Below are 17,619 nucleotides of genomic sequence, written 5' to 3'. Positions count from 1 at the left end.
GGTAGACCGGGCGCCCGGGTCCGGGCGCCACTTGACTGATGTGGACACTACTTGACCGCGGGCCTCTCACCGAGGACCGCGGACCCGACACGCACGTGTGTCGCGCCGTGGCTGATGGCCTGCTCGAGGTCGCCGCTCATCCCCGCGGACAGCACGGTGGCGTCCGGGTGGTCCTCGAGGAAGGTGGTGCGGATCCGCGCCAGGCGCGCGAAGGCCTCCGCGGGGTCCTCCCCGAGCGGCGCCACGGCCATCAGCCCGCGCAGCCGCAGGTCCGCGGACTCCCCCACCGCGTCGGCCAGCGCCGCCAGCCCGTCGGGATCGGCGCCGGCCCGGTGGCCGGCCCCCGGCGGGTCGAGGCTGACCTGGAGGAGCACGTCGACCTCGTGCCCGCGCGCGCCGGCCCCGCGCGACAACGGGGCGACGAGCTTGGGACGGTCGAGCGACTCCACCACGCCGGCGTACGACGCCACGGCGGCCGCCTTGTTGGACTGCAGCCCGCCGATGAAGTGCCAGCGCAGTCCGAGGTCGGCGCACTCGCGCGCCTTGGCCTCGGCCTCCTGGTGGCGGTTCTCGCCGACGTCGGTGACACCGAGGTCGGCAAGCAGCCGCACGTCGGAGGCGGGGAAGAACTTGGTGACCACGACGAGCGAGACGTCGTCGTCCGGCCGCCCGGCCTCGGCGCAGGCGTCACGGATGCGACGGCGTACGTCGTCGAGGCGGGCGGCCACCTCATCCGCGCGGGCGCTCACGCGTGGCTCCAGATGACCCCGGCGAAGCGGGTGGACGCGGTGCCGTCGCGCCGGTGGGACGGCCACGAGGAGTCCTCGCGGGTGCAGGCGTCGACGGAACGGACGTCGGTGATGCCGGCGGAGGCGAGCTGCGCTCGGACACCGGCACCGAGGTCGAGCGCCGGGGTTCCCCACGAGGTCGTGGAGCGGGACTCCGGCACGACGGCGGCCACCTCCTCCTGCAGGTCGGACGGCACCTCGTAGCAGGACCCGCACACGTGCGGCCCCACCCAGGCGACGCTCGGCTCTGCACCCTGCTCGCGCAGGCGGGCGATCGCCGCGGGCACCACGCCGGCGGCGAGGCCGGGGCGACCACTGTGCACGGCGGCGATCCAGCCGGTCGCAGGGTCGGCCAGCAGGACGGGGACGCAGTCGGCAGCGCGCGCGAGCAGGGCGACGCCGCTCCGGGAGGTGACCAAGGCGTCGCACGTGGGCGCGACACCCGGAGCCTCGACCGGCTCGACGTCGGCACCGTGCACCTGGTGCATCAGCACGGGGGACGCGCCGGTCTCGCCCGCGACCAGGCGCAGGGCCTCGTCACGGACGGCCGGCTCGGCGGCGTCGCCGAGGCTCAGGGAGACGTCGGTGAAGGCGACCTCGATGACGAGGTCGCCTTCGATCCGATCGCGGTGGCGCAGGTTCACGTGCTCACTTGAGGAAGTCGGGCACGTCGAGCTCGTCGTCGTCGAACTGCACCTGCCGGGCCGGGCGCGGCTGCGCGGGGGCAGCCGGCGTGGACGGGGTGGCGGACTGCGACGGCGCGGCCTGCTGCTGCTGCTGCTGCTGGGACGGGGCCGAGGGAGCGAACGTGGTCTGGGCGGGGGCCTGGGGCCTGCCCTGCCCCTGCTGCCCGCCGCCCTGTCCGGACGGCGTCGAGGAGCCCCCGGCCAGCTGCTGCGCGGCGGCACGGGTCTGCTCCTGCGTCTGGGCGGGCTGGCTGCGCTGGAGCACGTTGCCGTCCGAGCGACGCTTCGGCATGCCGCCGTCGAAGCCGGCGGCGATGACGGTCACGCGCACCTCGTCGCCGAGCGCGTCATCGATCGTGGCGCCGAAGATGATGTTGGCCTCGGCGTGCGCGGCCTGCGAGACGAGCGCCGCGGCCTCGTTGATCTCGAAGAGGCCGAGGTCCGAGCCACCGGCGATGGAGAGGAGCACGCCGTGGGCACCCTCGATGCTCGCCTCGAGCAGCGGGCTGGAGACGGCCATCTCGGCCGCGGCGACGGCGCGGTCCTCGCCACGCGCCGAACCGATGCCCATGAGGGCCGAGCCGGCGTTGGCCATGACGGACTTCACGTCGGCGAAGTCGAGGTTGATCAGGCCCGGCGTGGTGATGAGGTCGGTGATGCCCGAGACACCCTGCAGCAGGACCTGGTCGGCCTGCTTGAAGGCGTCGAGGATCGACACGCTGCGGTCGGTGATCGAGAGCAGCCGGTCGTTGGGGATCACGATGAGGGTGTCGACCTCCTCGCGGAGCTGGCTGATGCCCTCCTCCGCGGAGTTGGCGCGACGACGGCCTTCGAAGGCGAACGGGCGGGTCACGACGCCGATGGTCAGTGCGCCCAGCGAGCGCGCGATGCGCGCCACGACGGGGGCGCCGCCGGTGCCGGTGCCGCCACCCTCGCCAGCCGTCACGAACACCATGTCGGCGCCCTTGATGACCTCTTCGATCTCGTCGGCGTGGTCCTCGGCGGCCTTGGCACCCACGTCGGGGTTGGCGCCGGCACCGAGGCCGCGGGTGAGCTCACGGCCGATGTCGAGCTTGACGTCGGCGTCGCTCATGAGGAGTGCCTGGGCGTCGGTGTTGATCGCGATGAACTCGACGCCCTTGAGGCCGACCTCGATCATCCGGTTGACGGCGTTGACGCCACCGCCACCGATGCCCACGACCTTGATGATCGCCAGGTAGTTCTGCGCTGCTGCCACGGCTCCGGGGCCTTCCTTGAGAGGTGTGCTGAGAAGTTCTGGTGACGGGTTGCTCGACTGCTGCCCTCGGGATCCGCGGAACCCTAACCGTGAACCTGAGGGTTATAGTTATGTCAACCTCGCCTTTCGCTAGACCTTAGGCAGCGGGCACACCGAAACCCCGGTGGACACGCCCACCAATGTGCGTGTTTCGGCAGTGGGGTCCGAGTCAGCGGACCGTCGGGTTGCCGGGCACGCTGACGTCGTACACCGACGCCTCCTGCGCGGCCAGCAGCCGGTCGACCACCTGGGCCTTGAGCGCCGACTCCTCCGCGCTCCCCCACATCACCCGACGCTGGTCGCGCATCACCAGGGTGATCTGGTCGACGGTGGCCACCTCGACGTGGTCGATGCGCGAGGCGAGGTCCTGCGGCAGGGCCGAGACGACGGTCGCGGCCTCCTTCAGCGCGTCGGTGCCGGCCGCGGCGCCCGGGCGGATGCGCGGCATGCCCTTCGGTGCGGTGCGGTAGTCGCGGAACACCACGCCGTCGGCGTCGAGCCCGCGCAGGCGCCCCGAGATGTCGACCACGGCCACGGCCGTGCGCTCCACCACCTCGATGCGTACGCCATCGGGCCAGGCGCGCGTGACGTCGACCGAGCGGACCTCGGCCAGCGAGCCCACGCGCGCGTCGGCACGGTCGAGGTCGACGAGGGCGAGCTGCTCCCCCATCGGCAGGTCCGCCATCTCCCGGACCCGTGCGTCGCTGAGCAGGTCGTTGCCGACCACCTCGACCTTCTGCACCTGCAGGGTCGCGGAGAAGAAGACCAGCCAGACCGACGTGGCGAGGAACGCCACGACGGCGACGGCCGCGACGACGTAGCGCAGCGAGAGCCAGCGGCGGGCCCACTGGCGGCGCGCGAAGCGGCGGCGGGTGCGCTGGGAGGTGCGCTCCTCGCGCTCCACTCACGCACCCCCGAGGAGGTCGAGGACCTGGGGCCCGACGCCGGTGATGTCGCCGGCGCCCAGGGTGATGACGAGGTCGCCGGGGCGGGCTCGATCGGCGAGCGCGCGGGCGGCGGACGGCAGCCCGTCGACGTAGGCGACCTGCGCGGCCGGCAGCGGGACGGAGTCGGCGACGAGCCGCCCGGTGACGGCCGGGTCGGGCTCCTCGCGGGCGACGTAGACGTCGAGCACCACGACCTCGTCGGCCGCTCCGAGGGCCACGCCCATCGCCTCCCCGAAGATCCGCGTGCGGGAGACCAGGTGCGGCTGGAAGGCGGCCACGACGCGCCCCTCGCCGGCCAGCGCGCGGGCGGCCTCGAGGTCGCCGCGGATCTCGACGGGGTGGTGGGCGTAGGAGTCGTAGACCCGCACTCCCCCGACCTCGCCCTTGAGCTCCATGCGCCGGCCGGTCCCGGTGAAGGCGCCGAGGCCCGCGACGAGGTCGTCGAAGGCGCAGCCGAGGCGCAGGCCCATGGCCAGGGCGGCGACGGCGTCGAGGACGTAGTGGCGACCCGGGATGCGCAGGCGCAGCTCGCCGAGCTCCGCGCCGTCGCGGCGGACGCGGCACACGGACGTGGACCCGTCGAGGGTGAGGCCCTCGATGCGGAGGTCGGCGTCGTCCGACTCCCCCACGGTGACGACCTCGAGGCCCGCGGCACGTGCGCGTCCGGCCAGGAGCGCGGCGCCCGGGTCGTCCACGACGCACACCAGGAAGCCCTCGCGGTCGACGGTGTCGGCGAAGTCGTCGAAGGCGCGGTGGTAGGCCTCCTCGGTACCCCAGTTGTCGAGGTGGTCGGCCTCGACGTTGGTGACGATCGCCGCGTGGGGCCGGTAGACCAGGAAGGCGCCGTCGCTCTCGTCGGCCTCGGCCACGAAGAGGTCGTCGCTGCCCGCGTCGGCGTTGCGCCCCGTCGCGGTCAGCACCCCACCCACGGCGTACGACGGGTCAACGCCGGCGGCGAGGAGGGCGGAGGTGAGCAGGCCGGTGGTCGTCGTCTTGCCGTGCGTGCCGGCGACGGCGAGCACCCGGGAGCCGGCCATCACGGCGGCGAGCCCGGCGGAGCGCGGCAGGATCCGCAGGCCGCGACGACGGGCCTCGAGGACCTCCGGGTTGTCCTCGCGCGCGGCGGTGGTGACCACGAGCGTGTCGGCGTCGCCGACGTGCGCGGCGTCGTAGCCGAGGTGGCAGGTGACGCCGAGCTCGCGCAGCGCGGGCAGGAACGGGGTGTCGTGGTCGTCGCTGCCGGTCACCGGCACGCCCTGCGCGGCCATGATGCGGGCGATGGCGGAGATGCCCGCCCCGCCGATGCCGACGCAGTGGACGCGGCCGAGCGCGGAGGCGGGAAGGATCTCGTCGGGGACCGGGATCCTCACGGGGTCGCTCCCGGTGCAGCGGCGTCGAGGATCATCCGCGCGAGCAGCTCGTCGGCGTCGAGCGGGATGACCCCGCGGGCCGCAGCGCCCATCGCCGCCAGGCGTGCGGCGTCGGTCAGCAGCCCCGGCACGCTGGCCGCGACCCACTCCGGGGTGAGGGCGACATCGGCGACCAGCAGTCCGCCACCGGCGTCGACGACGGGACGCGCGTTGAGCGCCTGCTCGCCGTTGCCGATCGGGAGCGGGACGTAGATGGCGGGCAGGCCGACACCGGAGACCTCGGTGACGGTGTTGCTGCCGGAGCGGCACAGCACGGCGTCGGCGGCGGCGTAGGCCAGGTCCATCCGGTCGACGTAGTTGACCACGACGTAGGGGACCTCGCCCGAGGCGACCTCGAGCTCGTTCTTCGGTCCGACGATGTGGAGCACCTGGACGCCGGCCGCGGCGAGCGCGGGCGCGGCACCGGAGACCGCGGCGTTGATCCGGGCGGCACCCTGCGAGCCGCCGGTCACCACGAGGGTGGGCAGGTCGTCGCGGAGGCCGAACGACGCGAGCGCCTCGCCGCGCAGGGCAGCCCGGTCGAGGGTCGAGACGAGCCGCCGGATCGGCAGGCCGGTGCAGACCGCGTGGGGCAGGTCGGTGCCGGGGAAGCTGGTAGCGACGTGCTGGGTCATGCGCGCGCCCAGCTTGTTGGCGATGCCGGGGATCGCGTTGCCCTCGTGGACCACGATGGGCAGCCCGCGCTTGCGTGCGGCGAGGTAGGCGGGGACCGAGACGTAGCCGCCGAAGCCGACGACGACGTCGGGGCGCACCCGGTCGACCACCTCGAGGGCGGCGGCGCGGGCGGCGCGGAGGCGGGTCGGCGTACGGAGCAGGTCGGCGCTGGGGCGACGCGGCAGCGGGACCCGCGGCACGAACTCGAGCGGCAGGCCGGCCTCCGGCACCAGCCGGGCCTCCAGCCCCTCGCGGGTGCCGAGGCAGGTCACCTCCGTCGCCGGGTCCAGGCGACGCAGGGCGTCGGCGGTGGCGAGCAGGGGCGAGGTGTGGCCGGCGGAGCCGCCGCCGGCGAGGAGTACGCGCATCAGGGCAAATCTAGCGATGCGCGTCGGAGTGGGTCGCGGCGGACAGCCCCGCGGAGCGGTTGCGACGCCGCGCCGCCAGCGCGGCCGCCGCTTCGGGCTCGCGGCGGGCGAAGCCGATCACCAGTCCGAGCGCGACCAGCGACGGCAGCAGCGCCGAGCCGCCGTAGGAGACGATCGGCAGCGGGATCCCGATGACGGGCAGGACGGCCAGCACCATGCCGACGTTGATCATCATCTGCCCGAGCAGCCAGACCACGATGCCGAAGGTCGCGTAGCGCACGAACGGGTCCTGCGTGGTGAGCGCGACGCGGATCGCGGCGTAGGCGATGGTGAAGAACAGCGCGATGACCAGCAGCGTGCCGACCAGGCCGAGCTCCTCGCCCAGCACCGCGAAGATGAAGTCGGTGTGGGCCTCGGGCAGGTCGCCCCACTTCTGGGTCGAGGCACCGATCCCCTGTCCCAGCCAGCCCCCGCTGGAGAGCGCGTAGAGGCCGTGCGCGGGCTGCCACCCGGCGTCGGTGTAGTCCTTGAACGGATCGGTGAAGTGGGTGATGCGCTGGAGGCGCTCGCCGTCGGTCGCGGCGAGCGCGACACCGGCGACGCCGAGAACCGACAGGCTCAGGCCGAAGAGCCGCATCGGGGCGCCCACGACCCAGAGCATGCCGAGCAGGATCGCCGCGAGGACCATCGCGGTGCCGAGGTCGCGACCGACGAGCACCAGGCCGATGACGGCGAAGAGCCCCGGCACCACCGGCACGAGGAGGTGGTGGAGCTCGCGCAGGCGGCGCTCCTTGTGGGCGTAGATGTTGGCCGCCCACAGCACGATGGCGAGCTTGGCCACCTCGGCGGGCTGCATGGTGAAGGGCCCGATCGCCAGCCAGTTCTTGTTGCCGTTGATCAGCACGCCGAAGCGCGCCACGAGCGCGAGCAGCACCAGCGTCAGCAGGAAGCCGGGATAGGCCAGGCGGCGCACGTGCTTGATCGGCAGGCGTGAGGCGACCCACGCGCACGGGAGCCCGACCGCCACCCACAGCAGCTGGCGCTTCACCACGGCGTAGGAGTCGTCGTAGAGGAGGAAGGACCGCACGCTCGACGCGCTCAGCACCATGATCAGCCCGATGGTGAGCAGCAGCGCCGACGAGCCCAGCAGCAGGTAGTAGGAGGCGAGCGGCTTCTCCAGCGCGTCACGCACCGCGCCCGTGGTCGAGGCGACCGCGTCGCGGCCCCACCGCCACCCTGCGGCGATCCCGGAACCCAGCGGCGGCCGGACACCGGCGGCCGGGGCCTCGGGACCGACGGCGACGTCCTCGGGGTTCGCGGTGGTCATCGTCGCGGCTCCCCTCCGGATGGCGGTCAGGTCTGGTCGTGGCGGGCGATGTGGGCGTGCACGGCGTCCGCGAACGCATCGCCGCGCGCGCCGTAGTTGAGGAACATGTCCATGGAGGCGCATCCCGGCGCCAGCAGCACCGTGTCACCGGACCTGGCGAGCCCGGCTGCCGCGTCGACCACGCGCTCCATCGGAGCACCAGTCTCGTCCGCGCCCACGTCGATGACGGGCACATCGGGCGCGTGTCGCGAAAGAGCGTCCGCGATGACCGCGCGGTCGCGACCGAGCAGCACCACACCGCGCAACCGGTCGCGGGCGGCGAGCACCAGGTCGTCGAAGCGTGCGCCCTTGGCCAGTCCCCCTGCGACCCAGACGACGTGCTCGAACGCCCCGAGCGACGACTGCGCGGCGTGCGGGTTCGTGGCCTTGGAGTCGTCGATCCAGGTCACTCCCTGCGCCTCGGCGACGTGCGCGATGCGGTGTCCGTCGGGGCGGAAGGCGCGCAGCCCGTCGCGCACCGCCTGCTGGCTGACGCCGTGGGCGCGGGCGAGCGCCGCCGCGGCGAGCGCGTTGGCGACGAAGTGCGGCGCGGGCGAGGCCAGGTCGGCGAGGGTGCAGAGCTCGGCCGCGCTGGAGGCGCGGTCGTCGATGAACGCCCGGTCGACCAGGAGGTCGTCGACGATCCCGACGTCACCCGACGACGGGGTGCCGAGGGTGAAGCCGACCGCGCGGGCGCCCTCGACCACGTCGGCCTCGCGCACCATCGCCTCGGTGGCGGGGTCGGCGAGGTTGTAGACGCAGGCACGCTGGACGTGCTCGTAGATGCGCGCCTTGTCGGCGGCGTAGCGGTCCATCCCGGTCGGGGCGCCCGACGGCGCGCCCGGCTCGTCGGCGTACCAGTCGAGGTGGTCCTCGGCGACGTTGAGCACGACGGCCGACTCCGCGGACATCGAGTGGGTGTAGTGGAGCTGGAAGCTGGACAGCTCCACGGCGAGCACGTCGTAGGGCTCGGGATCCATCACGGCCTCGACGATCGGCAGGCCCACGTTGCCGACCGCGGCGGCGCGCAGGCCGGCGGCGGTGAGGATCGACTGCAGCATCTGCACGGTCGTGGTCTTGCCGTTGGTGCCGGTGACCGCGAGCCAGGGGGCCTGGTGCTCGGGGTCGCGCAGGCGCCAGGCGAGCTCCACCTCGCCCCAGACCGGGACGCCCCGCTCGGCGGCCTGCGCCAGGAGCGGCGCGGTCGGGCGCCAGCCGGGCGAGGTCACGACCAGGTCGACACCGTCGGGCAGCACGTCGGTGGCGCCGGGCTCGAGGCGGACGGTGGCCCCCAGTGTCTCGAGGAGCTGGGCCTTCTCGGCCTTCTCCTCGCTCGTGGTCTCGTCGAGCGCGGTGACCTGGGCACCGAGGAAGAGCAGGTTGTCGGCCGCGGCGTAGCCGGAGACGCCGAAGCCGGCGACCACGACGCGTACGCCGGACCAGTCGCTGGTCCTGCCGAGCCGGTCGACCCCCGTCACGTCGTCAACCAACGCCTGCGACCCACTCGGCGTAGAAGATGCCGAGGCCGGTGGCGACCGCGAGGCCGGTGACGATCCAGAAGCGGATCACGATGGTGACCTGCTCCCAGCCGAGCATCTCGAAGTGGTGGTGCAGCGGCGTCATCCGGAAGACGCGGTGGCCGGCCTGGATCTTGAACACCGACCGGACCAGGCCGCTGGCGCGGCTGAGCTTGAAGACCGAGACCTGGATCATCACCGACAGGGTGATGGCCACGAAGAGCCCGCCGATGACGACGAGGAGGAGCTCCGTGCGGGTCATGATCGCGAAGCCGGCCATCGCACCACCGAGGGCGAGGGAGCCGGTGTCGCCCATCATGATCTGGGCGGGCGAGGCGTTCCACCACAGGAAGCCGAAGCAGGCCCCGGTGATCGCCGCCGCCACGACGGCGAGGTCGAGCGGGTCGCGCACCTCGTAGCACTTCGGGCCGGCCGCGAGCGCGCACGACTGGCTGTTCTGCCAGATGTTGACCAGCGTGTAGGCGGCGAAGACCAGGATCGACGCGCCGGCGGCGAGGCCGTCGAGTCCGTCGGCGAGGTTCACCGCGTTGCTGGCGCCGGTGACGATGAGCCAGATCAGCAGGATGGCCAGCACCGTCGGGAGCGCGAAGCCCTCGTAGTCGCGGATGAAGGACAGGTGGTCCGACGCCGGTCGCCAGCCGCGGTCGTCCTCGAGCACCGGGGAGAGGGCGAGGAAGCCGAAGACCAGGCCGACCACGGTCTGGCCGATCATCTTGGCGCGGCTGCGCAGGCCGAGGTTGTGCTGGCGGCTGACCTTGAGGAAGTCGTCGAGGAAGCCGACAGCGCCGATCCCGACGAGCAGGAAGAGGAGCAAGAGGGCCGAGGCCGTCGGCGCCTGGCCGGTGATGATCTTGGCGGAGAAGTAGCCGATGACGGTCGCGAGGATGATCACCGCGCCGCCCATGGTCGGGGTGCCGCGCTTGACGTGGTGCGTGGTGGGGCCGTCGTCGCGGATCGGCTGGCCGAAGCCCTGCCGCGTGAAGAACCGGATCGCGTAGCGGGTGCCGAGGAGGGAGATCAGCAGGGAGAGTCCTCCTCCGAACAGGATGGCTCTCATCTGGCGCGACTCCCTTCGTCCTCCGCCAGGAGGAGCTCCTCGGCGATCAGTTCCAGCGCCGCCCCCCGCGATGCCTTCACCAGGACGACATCAGCAGCCGAGACATTGTGCCGCAGCCACTCGACGGCTGCGTCACGCCCCGCCGTGGGGATGCTCACTCCGCCGCTCCCGGCCGCGTCGTGGCCCTCTCGGATGGGGTCCGCAGCGGGGCCGACCGTGACCAGCACGTCGACGCCGACCTCGGCGGCGTACGCCCCGACGTCGAAGTGGGCGGCCTGGGCACCGTCACCGAGCTCGAGCATCTCCCCCAGCACCGCGACCGTACGCCGACCGCTGCTGGCACCGATGCCCGCAAGCGTGTCGAGCGCGGCGCGGACCGACTCGGGGTTGGCGTTGTAGGAGTCGTTGAGCACGACCAGGCCGTCGGCACGCTCACCGAGCTCCATGCGCCACCGGCTCGCGGGCTCGGCATCGCCCAGCGCGTCGGCCACGGTGTCGAGGTCGAGCCCCGCCGCGAGCGCCATGGCGGCGGCCGCGGCGGCGTTGCGCCACTGGAAGGCGCCGACCTGGGCGAGGTGGACGGTGGCGCCCGAGCCGCGGTGCACGAGCTCGAAGGACTGGCGGCCGAGCTCGTCGGTGGTGATCTCGCTGACGGCGACGTCGGCCCCGTCGGTGCCGAACGTCGTCACTGCTGCGGAGGTGCGGGCAGCCATGGCGCGTACGAGGTCGTCGTCGGCGTTGAGCACGGCGGTGCCGTCGGCCGCGAGCGCCTCGATGATCTCGCCCTTGGCAACGGCGATCGCCTCGCGGCTGCCGAACTCGCCGATGTGGGCGGTGCCGACGTTGAGCACCGCGGCCACGTGCGGGGGTGCGATCTCGCAGAGCCGTGCGATGTGTCCGACACCGCGCGCACCCATCTCGACGACGAGAAAGCGGGTCTCCGGCGTGGCGCGCAGCACCGTCAGCGGCACCCCGAGCTCGTTGTTGAAGTTGCCGCGGGTGGCGACGGTCGGGCCGGACTCGGCGAGGAGGTGGGCGAGGTAGTCCTTGGTGCCGGTCTTGCCCTGCGACCCGGTCATCGCCAGCACGAGCACGTCCGGCAGCCGGTCCAGGACGTGGCGCGCCAGCAGGCCCAGCGCGACGGTGACGTCGTCGACAACGACGGTGGGCAGCTCGGTGGGACGGCTGCCGAGGACGGCCACGGCTCCTGCCTCCCCCGCGGCGGCGGCGAAGTCGTGCCCGTCGACGCGGTCGCCGGCGAGCGCGACGAACAGCCCGCCGGGCTCCGCGGTGCGGGTGTCGAGGAACGCGCCGCCGGTGACGACGGCGTCACCGTGCGCGGTGCCCCCGACGACGTCGGCGACCTCGGCCAGGGTCATCTCGATCATCGGAGGTCCTCCCGGGCCGCGATCTCCTCGCGGGCCACCACGCGGTCGTCGAAGGGGTGCACCACGCCGTCGACCTCCTGGCCGCTCTCGTGGCCCTTGCCGGCGACCAGCACGACGTCGCCGGGACGCGCACGGCGTACGGCCTCGCGGATCGCCCGGCGGCGGTCGCCGATCTCCAGCACCTCGGCCGGGCCGCCGGCCCCCGCGAGCACGGCGGCGCGGATGGCTGCGGGGTCCTCGGTGCGGGGGTTGTCGTCGGTCACGACGAGCACGTCGGCGAGCCGTGAGGCGATCTCGCCCATCAGCGGGCGCTTGAGGGTGTCGCGGTCGCCGCCGGCGCCGACGACGGCGATCACCTGTCCAGCAGTCAGCGGACGCAGCGTGGTGAGCACGGCCTCGAGCGCGTCGGGCTTGTGGGCGTAGTCGACGACCACGGTGAAGTCCTGGCCGGCCACGACGGGCTCGAGCCGACCGGGCACCCCGCCCACGCCGGCGACACCGTCGGCGACCGAGCGGGGGTCGAGGCCGGCGAGGGCTGCGGACGCGATCGCGGCAAGGGCGTTGGAGACGTTGAACTCCCCCGGGATGCCGATCGCCGCGGGCACCTCGACGCCCGGACCGACGACCGTGAAGGTGGCACCGCTCGGCGTCAGCGCGACGTCGACCGCGCGCCAGTCGGCGTCTGCGCCGCGGGAGGAGTAGGTCGCCATCGGGATCGTCGCCACCTCGAGAAGCAAGCGGCCGAACTCGTCGTCGACGTTGGTCAGGCCCACCTTCGCCCGCTCCGGGGTGAAGAGGCCGGCCTTGGCGGCGAAGTAGTCGTCGAGGTCGCTGTGGAAGTCGAGGTGGTCGCGCCCGAGGTTGAGGAAGGTGGCGACGTCGAAGACCACGCCGTCCACCCGGCCGAGGACGAGGGCGTGGCTGGAGACCTCCATCGCGCAGGCGTCCACGCCGTGCTCGCGCATGACCCCGAAGAGCCCGTGCAGGTCCGGCGCCTCGGGGGTGGTGAGCTGGGTCTTCACGTCGTGCCCGGCGATGCGGGTGCCGACGGTGCCGATCACGGCCGACGTCACCCCGGAGGTGGTGAGGCCCTGCTCGAGGATCCGCGTGGTGGTGGTCTTGCCCTGCGTGCCGGTGACGCCGATGACGCGCAGGCCGCGCGCCGGGTCGCCGTAGACGCGGGCCGACAGGCGCCCCAGCACGAGACGGGGGTCGGGCACGATGATCGCCGGCGTGCCCGCCGGCAGCAGGTCGAGCCCCGCGGCGTCGGTCAGCACGGCGACCGCGCCCGCGTCGAGCGCCTGGCCGGCGAAGGTCGCACCGTGGGCACGCGTGCCCGGGAGGGCGGCGTACAGGTCACCGGGCCGGACCCGGGCCGTGCTGAGCGAGACGCCGGAGACGTCTGCGCCCAGGTCGCCGTGGACGTCCACGTCGGTCAGGGTCGTGAGCCACGCGGCGAGCTCCGTGGCGGGCGTCGCCAGGGGCAGAAGGGGTCGGGTGGCACTCGTCGCCTCGGCAGGCTGGTCGACTGGATGGTCCACCGAGGGAGCGTATCGACTCACCACTCGACGGGGAGACGCGACGGCTTCCCGCCGGTCGGCTCCACGCCGTAGCGGCCCAGGACGTAGCCCATGATCCGGGAGAAGACCGGGCCGGCCGTCGAGCCGCCGCCGGCATCGCCCTTGGGTGCGTGGATGACGACGTAGACGGTGAAGCGGGCGTCGTCGGCCGGGGCGAACCCACCGAAGGAGACCGAGGTGCTGCCGTCGTAGAGACCGGTGTCGGGGTTGACCCGCTGCGCCGTGCCGGTCTTGCCCGCGACGAGGTAGCCCGGGACCTGCGCGGCCGGCGCGACGCCGTCCTCGGGGTCGACGACCTTCTCCATCATCTTCGCCGTGGCGCGCGCAGCCTGCTTGCTGACCACGCGGGTGCGGGTGGCGACGTCGGTGCCGACCGTCGTCCCGTCGTCGGTGACCGCGGAGCCGGAGATGATGCTCGGGGAGACCAGGACACCGCCGTTGGCGATGGTGTTGACCGCAGCAGCCATCTGGGCGACGTTGACCGACAGCGACTGGCCGAAGGCGACGCGGTCCTTGGTCTGCGAGGTCATCGCCTCGCCCGCGGTCAGGATGCCGGCCGTCTCGCCGCGCACGCCGATGTCGGTGCGCTGGCCCAGGCCGAAGCGCTGGAGGTAGGAGACCAGCTCCACCGGGGAGAAGGCGTCGGCGGCCAGGACCGTGCCGATGTTGGACGACTTGGCGATGATGCCGGCCAGGGTGAGGCGGATGTTGCCGTGGTCGAACCAGTCGCCGATGACCCGGTCCTGGCGCGGCAGGCTGCCCGGCACCTTGAACCGCTGACGGGCTGAGGCCCTGCCTGCGTCGATGAGCGAGGCGGCGGTGAGCACCTTCTGCACCGAGCCGGGCTCGTAGGTGTCGTTCATGGCCCGGGAGCCGAGGTCCTCCTCGTCGGCCTCGGAGGGCTCGTTGGCGTCGAAGGTGGGGACGTCGGCCAGGGCGAGGATCTCGCCGGTGCGGGTGTCCATCACGATGGCGCTGCCGCTCGCGGCGCGGTACTGCTGGACCGTCTCGGCGAGCACCTTCTGGGTGAACCACTGGAGGTCGCGGTCGATGGTGGTGCGCAGCGGCGCGCCGTTCTGCGCGGCCTTGAGGGTGCTCTCGCGCAGCGGGATGCGTACGCCCTTGCCGGAGGTGGACTGCCAGGTGGCCTCGCCGTCGACGCCGGCCAGCTGCTCGTCGAAGGTGCGCTCGAAGCCGCCGAGCGGCTCGTCGGTGCCCATGTAGCCGAGCAGGTTGGCCGCGACGTCGCCGGCCGGGTAGTCGCGGATCGGGTCGTCCTGCAGGCTGATGCCGGAGAAGCCGGCCGCGTCGATCTCGGCGAGGGTGTCGCTGGCGAGCGTGCTCGGGACGCGGCGCGCTACGTACTCGTAGCGGCTGCCCTCCTGGCGCCCCCGCAGCGCCGTCAGCGTCCGGAAGTAGTCGACGGAGAGCCGGTCGGACAGCAGCCGGGCGATCTCGGGAGCGCGGTCGGCGGTGAGCGCGGGGTCAGCGACGACCATCTTGCCCTTGATGGAGTCCGCGAGCGGGACGCCGTTGCGGTCGAGGATGTCGCCGCGCTCGGCGACCAGCGTCACCCGCGCCGCACCCTCGGCGGCGGCGCGCAGGGCGTACGCCTGGGGGTCGACGCCCTGCAGCTGGACCAGCCGCGCGCCGAAGAACGACAGGACGATCGCGATGAGGACGAACCCGATGCGCAGTCGCAGCATCGGCGCTCCGCGTGAGGCGCCGCGCTTGCCATGGCCGGTGCGGTTGCTCGGCACTGGTCTCCCTCGTTCCCGGCCCCGGCGCTTGCTCCGGTGCCTGACAGCAAATCTATGGGCGGTGCGGCGTGGATCCGTGGGACCGCGCCGTCACCGGTCGCGGTTCTTCTTCCGGCGCTCGGTGGCCTGGGCCTGCTCCTCCACCACCGGCTCCGGTGCGGCCGCCGCCGGCGGGACCTCGACGACCGTCGGCGCAGGCGCGAGCACCGCGGGCATCGGCGGGGCGGGCGGGACCAGCTGGATCGCGTCGTCCTTCGTGGCCGGCGTGCGGACCCCGCTGGTCTTCCCGGTCTCGAGGTCGAGGAAGACCGGGGCCGGCGGGATCACCATGCCCATCTGCTGCGCCTGCATCGCCACGCGCTGCGGGTCGCGGAGCTCGTCGAGCTCCATGCGCAGCGTCTGCTCACGCCCGGCGAGGGTGTCGGCCTGGGTCTCCAGCGCGGCGGCCGTGAAGGACGCCTGCTGCATGGAGGTGTTGAAGAGGAGCAGCCCGACGATGCCGCCCACCAGCACCAGGCTGACGAGCGTCACGAACGGCACGCGCGGGGCGCGCGTGCGGACCCGCGGGACGACCGAGAGGCGCGCCTTGTCGACGGCCTCCTGGGCGATCCGGGTGACGCGGGTCCGTGGCTGCGGGACGGGACTGCTCATCTGACGGCTCCAGGGGGAAGGAAGCGGGAAGCGGGTCGTGAGGTGGGACGTACGCGCTCGACGGCACGCAGCCGGACGGACGCGGCCCGGGGGTTCTCGGCGATCTCGTGCTCGTCGGCCTGCTCGGAGCCACGGGTCACCAGGCGGAAGGCGGGCTCGGCGCCCTCGGGCACGAAGGGCAGGTCGTGCGGCACGTCGAGGCGGGTGGCGTCGGCGAAGGCGCGCTTGACCAGCCGGTCCTCGAGGGAGTGGTAGGACTCCACGACCACGCGACCGCCGACCCCGATCACCTCGAGGGAGGCGGGGACGGCGCGGCGCAGCACGGCGAGCTCGTCGTTGACCGCCATCCGCAGTGCCTGGAAGGTCCGCTTCGCCGGGTGCCCGCCCGTACGCCGGGCCGGGGCCGGGATGGTCGCGTAGAGCAGCTCGACGAGGTCGGCGCTCGTGGTGAACGGCGCGGACTCGCGGCGGCGTACGACCGCACGGGCGATCTTGCTGGCGAACTTCTCCTCGCCGTACTCGCGCAGGATGCGGGTGAGCTCCTGCGGGGTCGCGGTGTTGAGGAGGTCGGCCGCGGTCGGGCCCGTCGTGGGGTCCATGCGCATGTCGAGCGGGGCGTCCTCGGAGTAGGCGAAGCCGCGCTCGCGGACGTCGAGCTGCATGGAGGAGACGCCGAGGTCGAAGAACACCGCGTCGACGTGGTCGAGGCCCAGCGAGCCGACCACCTCGGGCAGCTCGTCGTAGACCGCGTGGACGGCGGTGAAGCGGTCGCCGTGGGCGGCCAGGCGCTCCGAGGACATCCGCAGCGCCTCGGGGTCGCGGTCGATGCCGACGACCCGGGCGTGCGGGAGGCGCTCGAGGACCGCCTCGCTGTGGCCGCCGAGGCCGAGCGTGCAGTCGACGTAGACCGAGCCGGGCGCCTCGAGCGCAGGGGCCAGCAGGGCGACGACCCGGTCGAGGAGCACCGGGGCGTGGCTGGGAGTGATCATCGGGTCAGCCCTGGGAGCCCAGGTGGGTGAGCACCAGCAGTGCCACCGCGAGGCAGGAGGCCGTGGCCGCCGAGAACGCGATCAGGGCAGCCGCCTCGCGCGCCTGGTCGCGCACCCGCAGCGGTGCCGCCGCGGTGCGTCCCAAGGGCTGGGTGCTGCTCATGGTCTCGACCCCACTGGTGCTCGGTGGTGCTGGTGCGTGCTGGCTGACGGGTGCTGCGGGTGCTGACGGGAGTGCCGACATTGGCGGTGCGGCTGACACTCCCCGCCGTGTGGCACGGGGCGAGCCGCCGCACCAGGTCCCTGCCCGCTCCCTGCTTTGGGGAGGCCCTCTGGTGCCGGGGAAGTGCCCCAGATGGCCACGCGAGGGAGCGGGCTCGAGACCTGGTGATACGGGTCGCGACGTCAGCTGTGGAGTTGGAGGTGCGGTGCTGCTGGCTGGTGCTGGTGCTGCTCAGATGCCGGGGAAGACCTCGTCGCTGAGCTCGGAGAACTTCTGCTCCTGCTCCTCGGAGTAGGTCGCCCACGCGGTCGGGTCCCAGATCTCGATCCGGTTCATCGACCCGATGACGACGCACTCCTTGCGGAGCGAGGCGTACTCCCGCAGGGGAGCCGGGATGTTGATGCGTCCCTGCTTGTCCGGCACCTCCTGGCTGGCGGCGGCGAACAGCATGCGGACGTAGTCACGGGTGTTCTTCTGCGTGACCGGCGCCTCGCGGAGCCGATCGGTGAGCCGGCCGAAGTCCTCCAGCGACCAGACAGTGAGGCAGCGCTCCTGCCCCCTGGTCACCACGAGTCCCTCCGTCAGCTCGTCCCTGAACTTCGCCGGGAGGAAGAGCCGGCCCTTCTCGTCGAGCTTGGGCGTGTAGGTGCCGAAGAACATCCGGCACCTCCCCTTGCTCGGCGGGCAGATCGACCCTGTCCCCCACTTCGCACCACAGTACTCCACTTCGCTCCACCGTCAACCAGATCGAGCGTGTCCCACGCGGGAATTTCGGCGATTTCCCGGCTCGTCGCCACGGCGGGCGGTCGGCGTACGCCTGGCGGCGCGGAGCGTGCGGCACGGCACTTCCACGCTCAGATCGGCCGGTTCCGAGCGTCCTGGCAGCCCCGGTGGAGCGCCGGTGGGGGAAGGTGGCCG

The 17,619-nt window shown here is 73.1% G+C and carries 16 protein-coding genes; all 16 read right to left on the bottom strand.

Going from position 1 to position 17,619, the window contains the following annotated elements:
• Window positions 1-47 precede the first annotated feature (47 nt).
• On the bottom strand, window positions 48-749 hold the full coding sequence (locus IRX98_RS15630) for a YggS family pyridoxal phosphate-dependent enzyme (protein WP_224278316.1): 702 nt from the start codon (window positions 747-749) through the stop codon (window positions 48-50).
• Window positions 746-1,432 (bottom strand): purine nucleoside phosphorylase YfiH/LACC1 family protein, encoded by a 687-nt coding sequence (locus IRX98_RS15625; RefSeq protein ID WP_224278314.1) that lies wholly within the window; start codon window positions 1,430-1,432, stop codon window positions 746-748. Before IRX98_RS15625 ends, IRX98_RS15630 begins: the two co-directional genes overlap by 4 nt.
• A gap of 4 nt (window positions 1,433-1,436) precedes the next feature.
• On the bottom strand, window positions 1,437-2,711 hold the full coding sequence (gene ftsZ / locus IRX98_RS15620; RefSeq protein WP_224278311.1) for a cell division protein FtsZ: 1,275 nt from the start codon (window positions 2,709-2,711) through the stop codon (window positions 1,437-1,439).
• 208 nt (window positions 2,712-2,919) lie between these two features.
• Window positions 2,920-3,654: a cell division protein FtsQ/DivIB gene (locus IRX98_RS15615; protein WP_224278308.1), complete on the bottom strand. Its 735-nt coding sequence runs from the start codon at window positions 3,652-3,654 to the stop codon at window positions 2,920-2,922.
• Window positions 3,655-5,067 (bottom strand): UDP-N-acetylmuramate--L-alanine ligase, encoded by a 1,413-nt coding sequence (murC, locus tag IRX98_RS15610; protein WP_224278306.1) that lies wholly within the window; start codon window positions 5,065-5,067, stop codon window positions 3,655-3,657.
• Window positions 5,064-6,149, bottom strand: coding sequence for an undecaprenyldiphospho-muramoylpentapeptide beta-N-acetylglucosaminyltransferase (gene murG, locus IRX98_RS15605; RefSeq protein WP_224278304.1), 1,086 nt, complete (start codon window positions 6,147-6,149; stop codon window positions 5,064-5,066). Before murG ends, murC begins: the two co-directional genes overlap by 4 nt.
• Window positions 6,150-6,159: 10 nt before the next feature.
• Complete coding sequence (gene ftsW, locus IRX98_RS15600) at window positions 6,160-7,476, bottom strand: putative lipid II flippase FtsW (protein WP_224278302.1); 1,317 nt, start codon at window positions 7,474-7,476, stop codon at window positions 6,160-6,162.
• A 26-nt stretch (window positions 7,477-7,502) separates the two neighbouring features.
• The gene (gene murD, locus IRX98_RS15595; RefSeq protein WP_224278300.1) at window positions 7,503-8,993 is read right to left on the bottom strand and encodes a UDP-N-acetylmuramoyl-L-alanine--D-glutamate ligase; all 1,491 of its coding nucleotides are present in this window, start codon (window positions 8,991-8,993) and stop codon (window positions 7,503-7,505) included.
• A 4-nt stretch (window positions 8,994-8,997) separates the two neighbouring features.
• Window positions 8,998-10,110 (bottom strand): phospho-N-acetylmuramoyl-pentapeptide-transferase, encoded by a 1,113-nt coding sequence (gene mraY / locus IRX98_RS15590; protein WP_224278298.1) that lies wholly within the window; start codon window positions 10,108-10,110, stop codon window positions 8,998-9,000.
• Window positions 10,107-11,498 (bottom strand): UDP-N-acetylmuramoyl-tripeptide--D-alanyl-D-alanine ligase, encoded by a 1,392-nt coding sequence (locus tag IRX98_RS15585; protein WP_224278296.1) that lies wholly within the window; start codon window positions 11,496-11,498, stop codon window positions 10,107-10,109. The genes mraY and IRX98_RS15585 overlap by 4 nt, the downstream gene beginning before the upstream one ends.
• Window positions 11,495-13,039, bottom strand: a complete 1,545-nt coding sequence (locus tag IRX98_RS15580) for a UDP-N-acetylmuramoyl-L-alanyl-D-glutamate--2,6-diaminopimelate ligase (RefSeq protein ID WP_224278294.1) — start codon at window positions 13,037-13,039, stop codon at window positions 11,495-11,497. The genes IRX98_RS15585 and IRX98_RS15580 overlap by 4 nt, the downstream gene beginning before the upstream one ends.
• 17 nt (window positions 13,040-13,056) lie before the next feature.
• The gene (locus tag IRX98_RS15575; RefSeq protein ID WP_224278291.1) at window positions 13,057-14,838 is read right to left on the bottom strand and encodes a peptidoglycan D,D-transpeptidase FtsI family protein; all 1,782 of its coding nucleotides are present in this window, start codon (window positions 14,836-14,838) and stop codon (window positions 13,057-13,059) included.
• A gap of 90 nt (window positions 14,839-14,928) precedes the next feature.
• A complete protein-coding gene (gene ftsL, locus IRX98_RS15570) occupies window positions 14,929-15,489 on the bottom strand; it encodes a cell division protein FtsL (RefSeq protein ID WP_224278289.1) in 561 nt (186 codons plus the stop codon).
• Window positions 15,486-16,478: a 16S rRNA (cytosine(1402)-N(4))-methyltransferase RsmH gene (gene rsmH / locus IRX98_RS15565; RefSeq protein WP_224278286.1), complete on the bottom strand. Its 993-nt coding sequence runs from the start codon at window positions 16,476-16,478 to the stop codon at window positions 15,486-15,488. Before rsmH ends, ftsL begins: the two co-directional genes overlap by 4 nt.
• Before the next feature lie 4 nt (window positions 16,479-16,482).
• Window positions 16,483-16,641, bottom strand: coding sequence for a hypothetical protein (locus IRX98_RS15560; protein ID WP_224278283.1), 159 nt, complete (start codon window positions 16,639-16,641; stop codon window positions 16,483-16,485).
• A gap of 291 nt (window positions 16,642-16,932) precedes the next feature.
• The gene (gene mraZ / locus IRX98_RS15555) at window positions 16,933-17,361 is read right to left on the bottom strand and encodes a division/cell wall cluster transcriptional repressor MraZ (protein WP_056607086.1); all 429 of its coding nucleotides are present in this window, start codon (window positions 17,359-17,361) and stop codon (window positions 16,933-16,935) included.
• Window positions 17,362-17,619 lie beyond the last annotated feature (258 nt).

The sequence above is a fragment of the Nocardioides lacusdianchii genome (assembly GCF_020102855.1).
Lineage (GTDB): Bacteria > Actinomycetota > Actinomycetes > Propionibacteriales > Nocardioidaceae > Nocardioides > Nocardioides lacusdianchii.
The sequence above is the reverse complement of the archived record's forward strand: the minus strand, read 5'-3'. Positions and strand labels throughout refer to the sequence as shown.

Coding starts and splice junctions, on each gene's coding strand:
- murG (WP_224278304.1), bottom strand. CDS start 6,149: ATGCGCGTACTCCTCGCCGGCGGCGGCTCCGCCGGCCACACCTCGCCC.
- mraZ (WP_056607086.1), bottom strand. CDS start 17,361: ATGTTCTTCGGCACCTACACGCCCAAGCTCGACGAGAAGGGCCGGCTC.
- ftsL (WP_224278289.1), bottom strand. CDS start 15,489: ATGAGCAGTCCCGTCCCGCAGCCACGGACCCGCGTCACCCGGATCGCC.
- mraY (WP_224278298.1), bottom strand. CDS start 10,110: ATGAGAGCCATCCTGTTCGGAGGAGGACTCTCCCTGCTGATCTCCCTC.
- IRX98_RS15585 (WP_224278296.1), bottom strand. CDS start 11,498: ATGATCGAGATGACCCTGGCCGAGGTCGCCGACGTCGTCGGGGGCACC.
- rsmH (WP_224278286.1), bottom strand. CDS start 16,478: ATGATCACTCCCAGCCACGCCCCGGTGCTCCTCGACCGGGTCGTCGCC.
- IRX98_RS15560 (WP_224278283.1), bottom strand. CDS start 16,641: ATGAGCAGCACCCAGCCCTTGGGACGCACCGCGGCGGCACCGCTGCGG.
- ftsW (WP_224278302.1), bottom strand. CDS start 7,476: ATGACCACCGCGAACCCCGAGGACGTCGCCGTCGGTCCCGAGGCCCCG.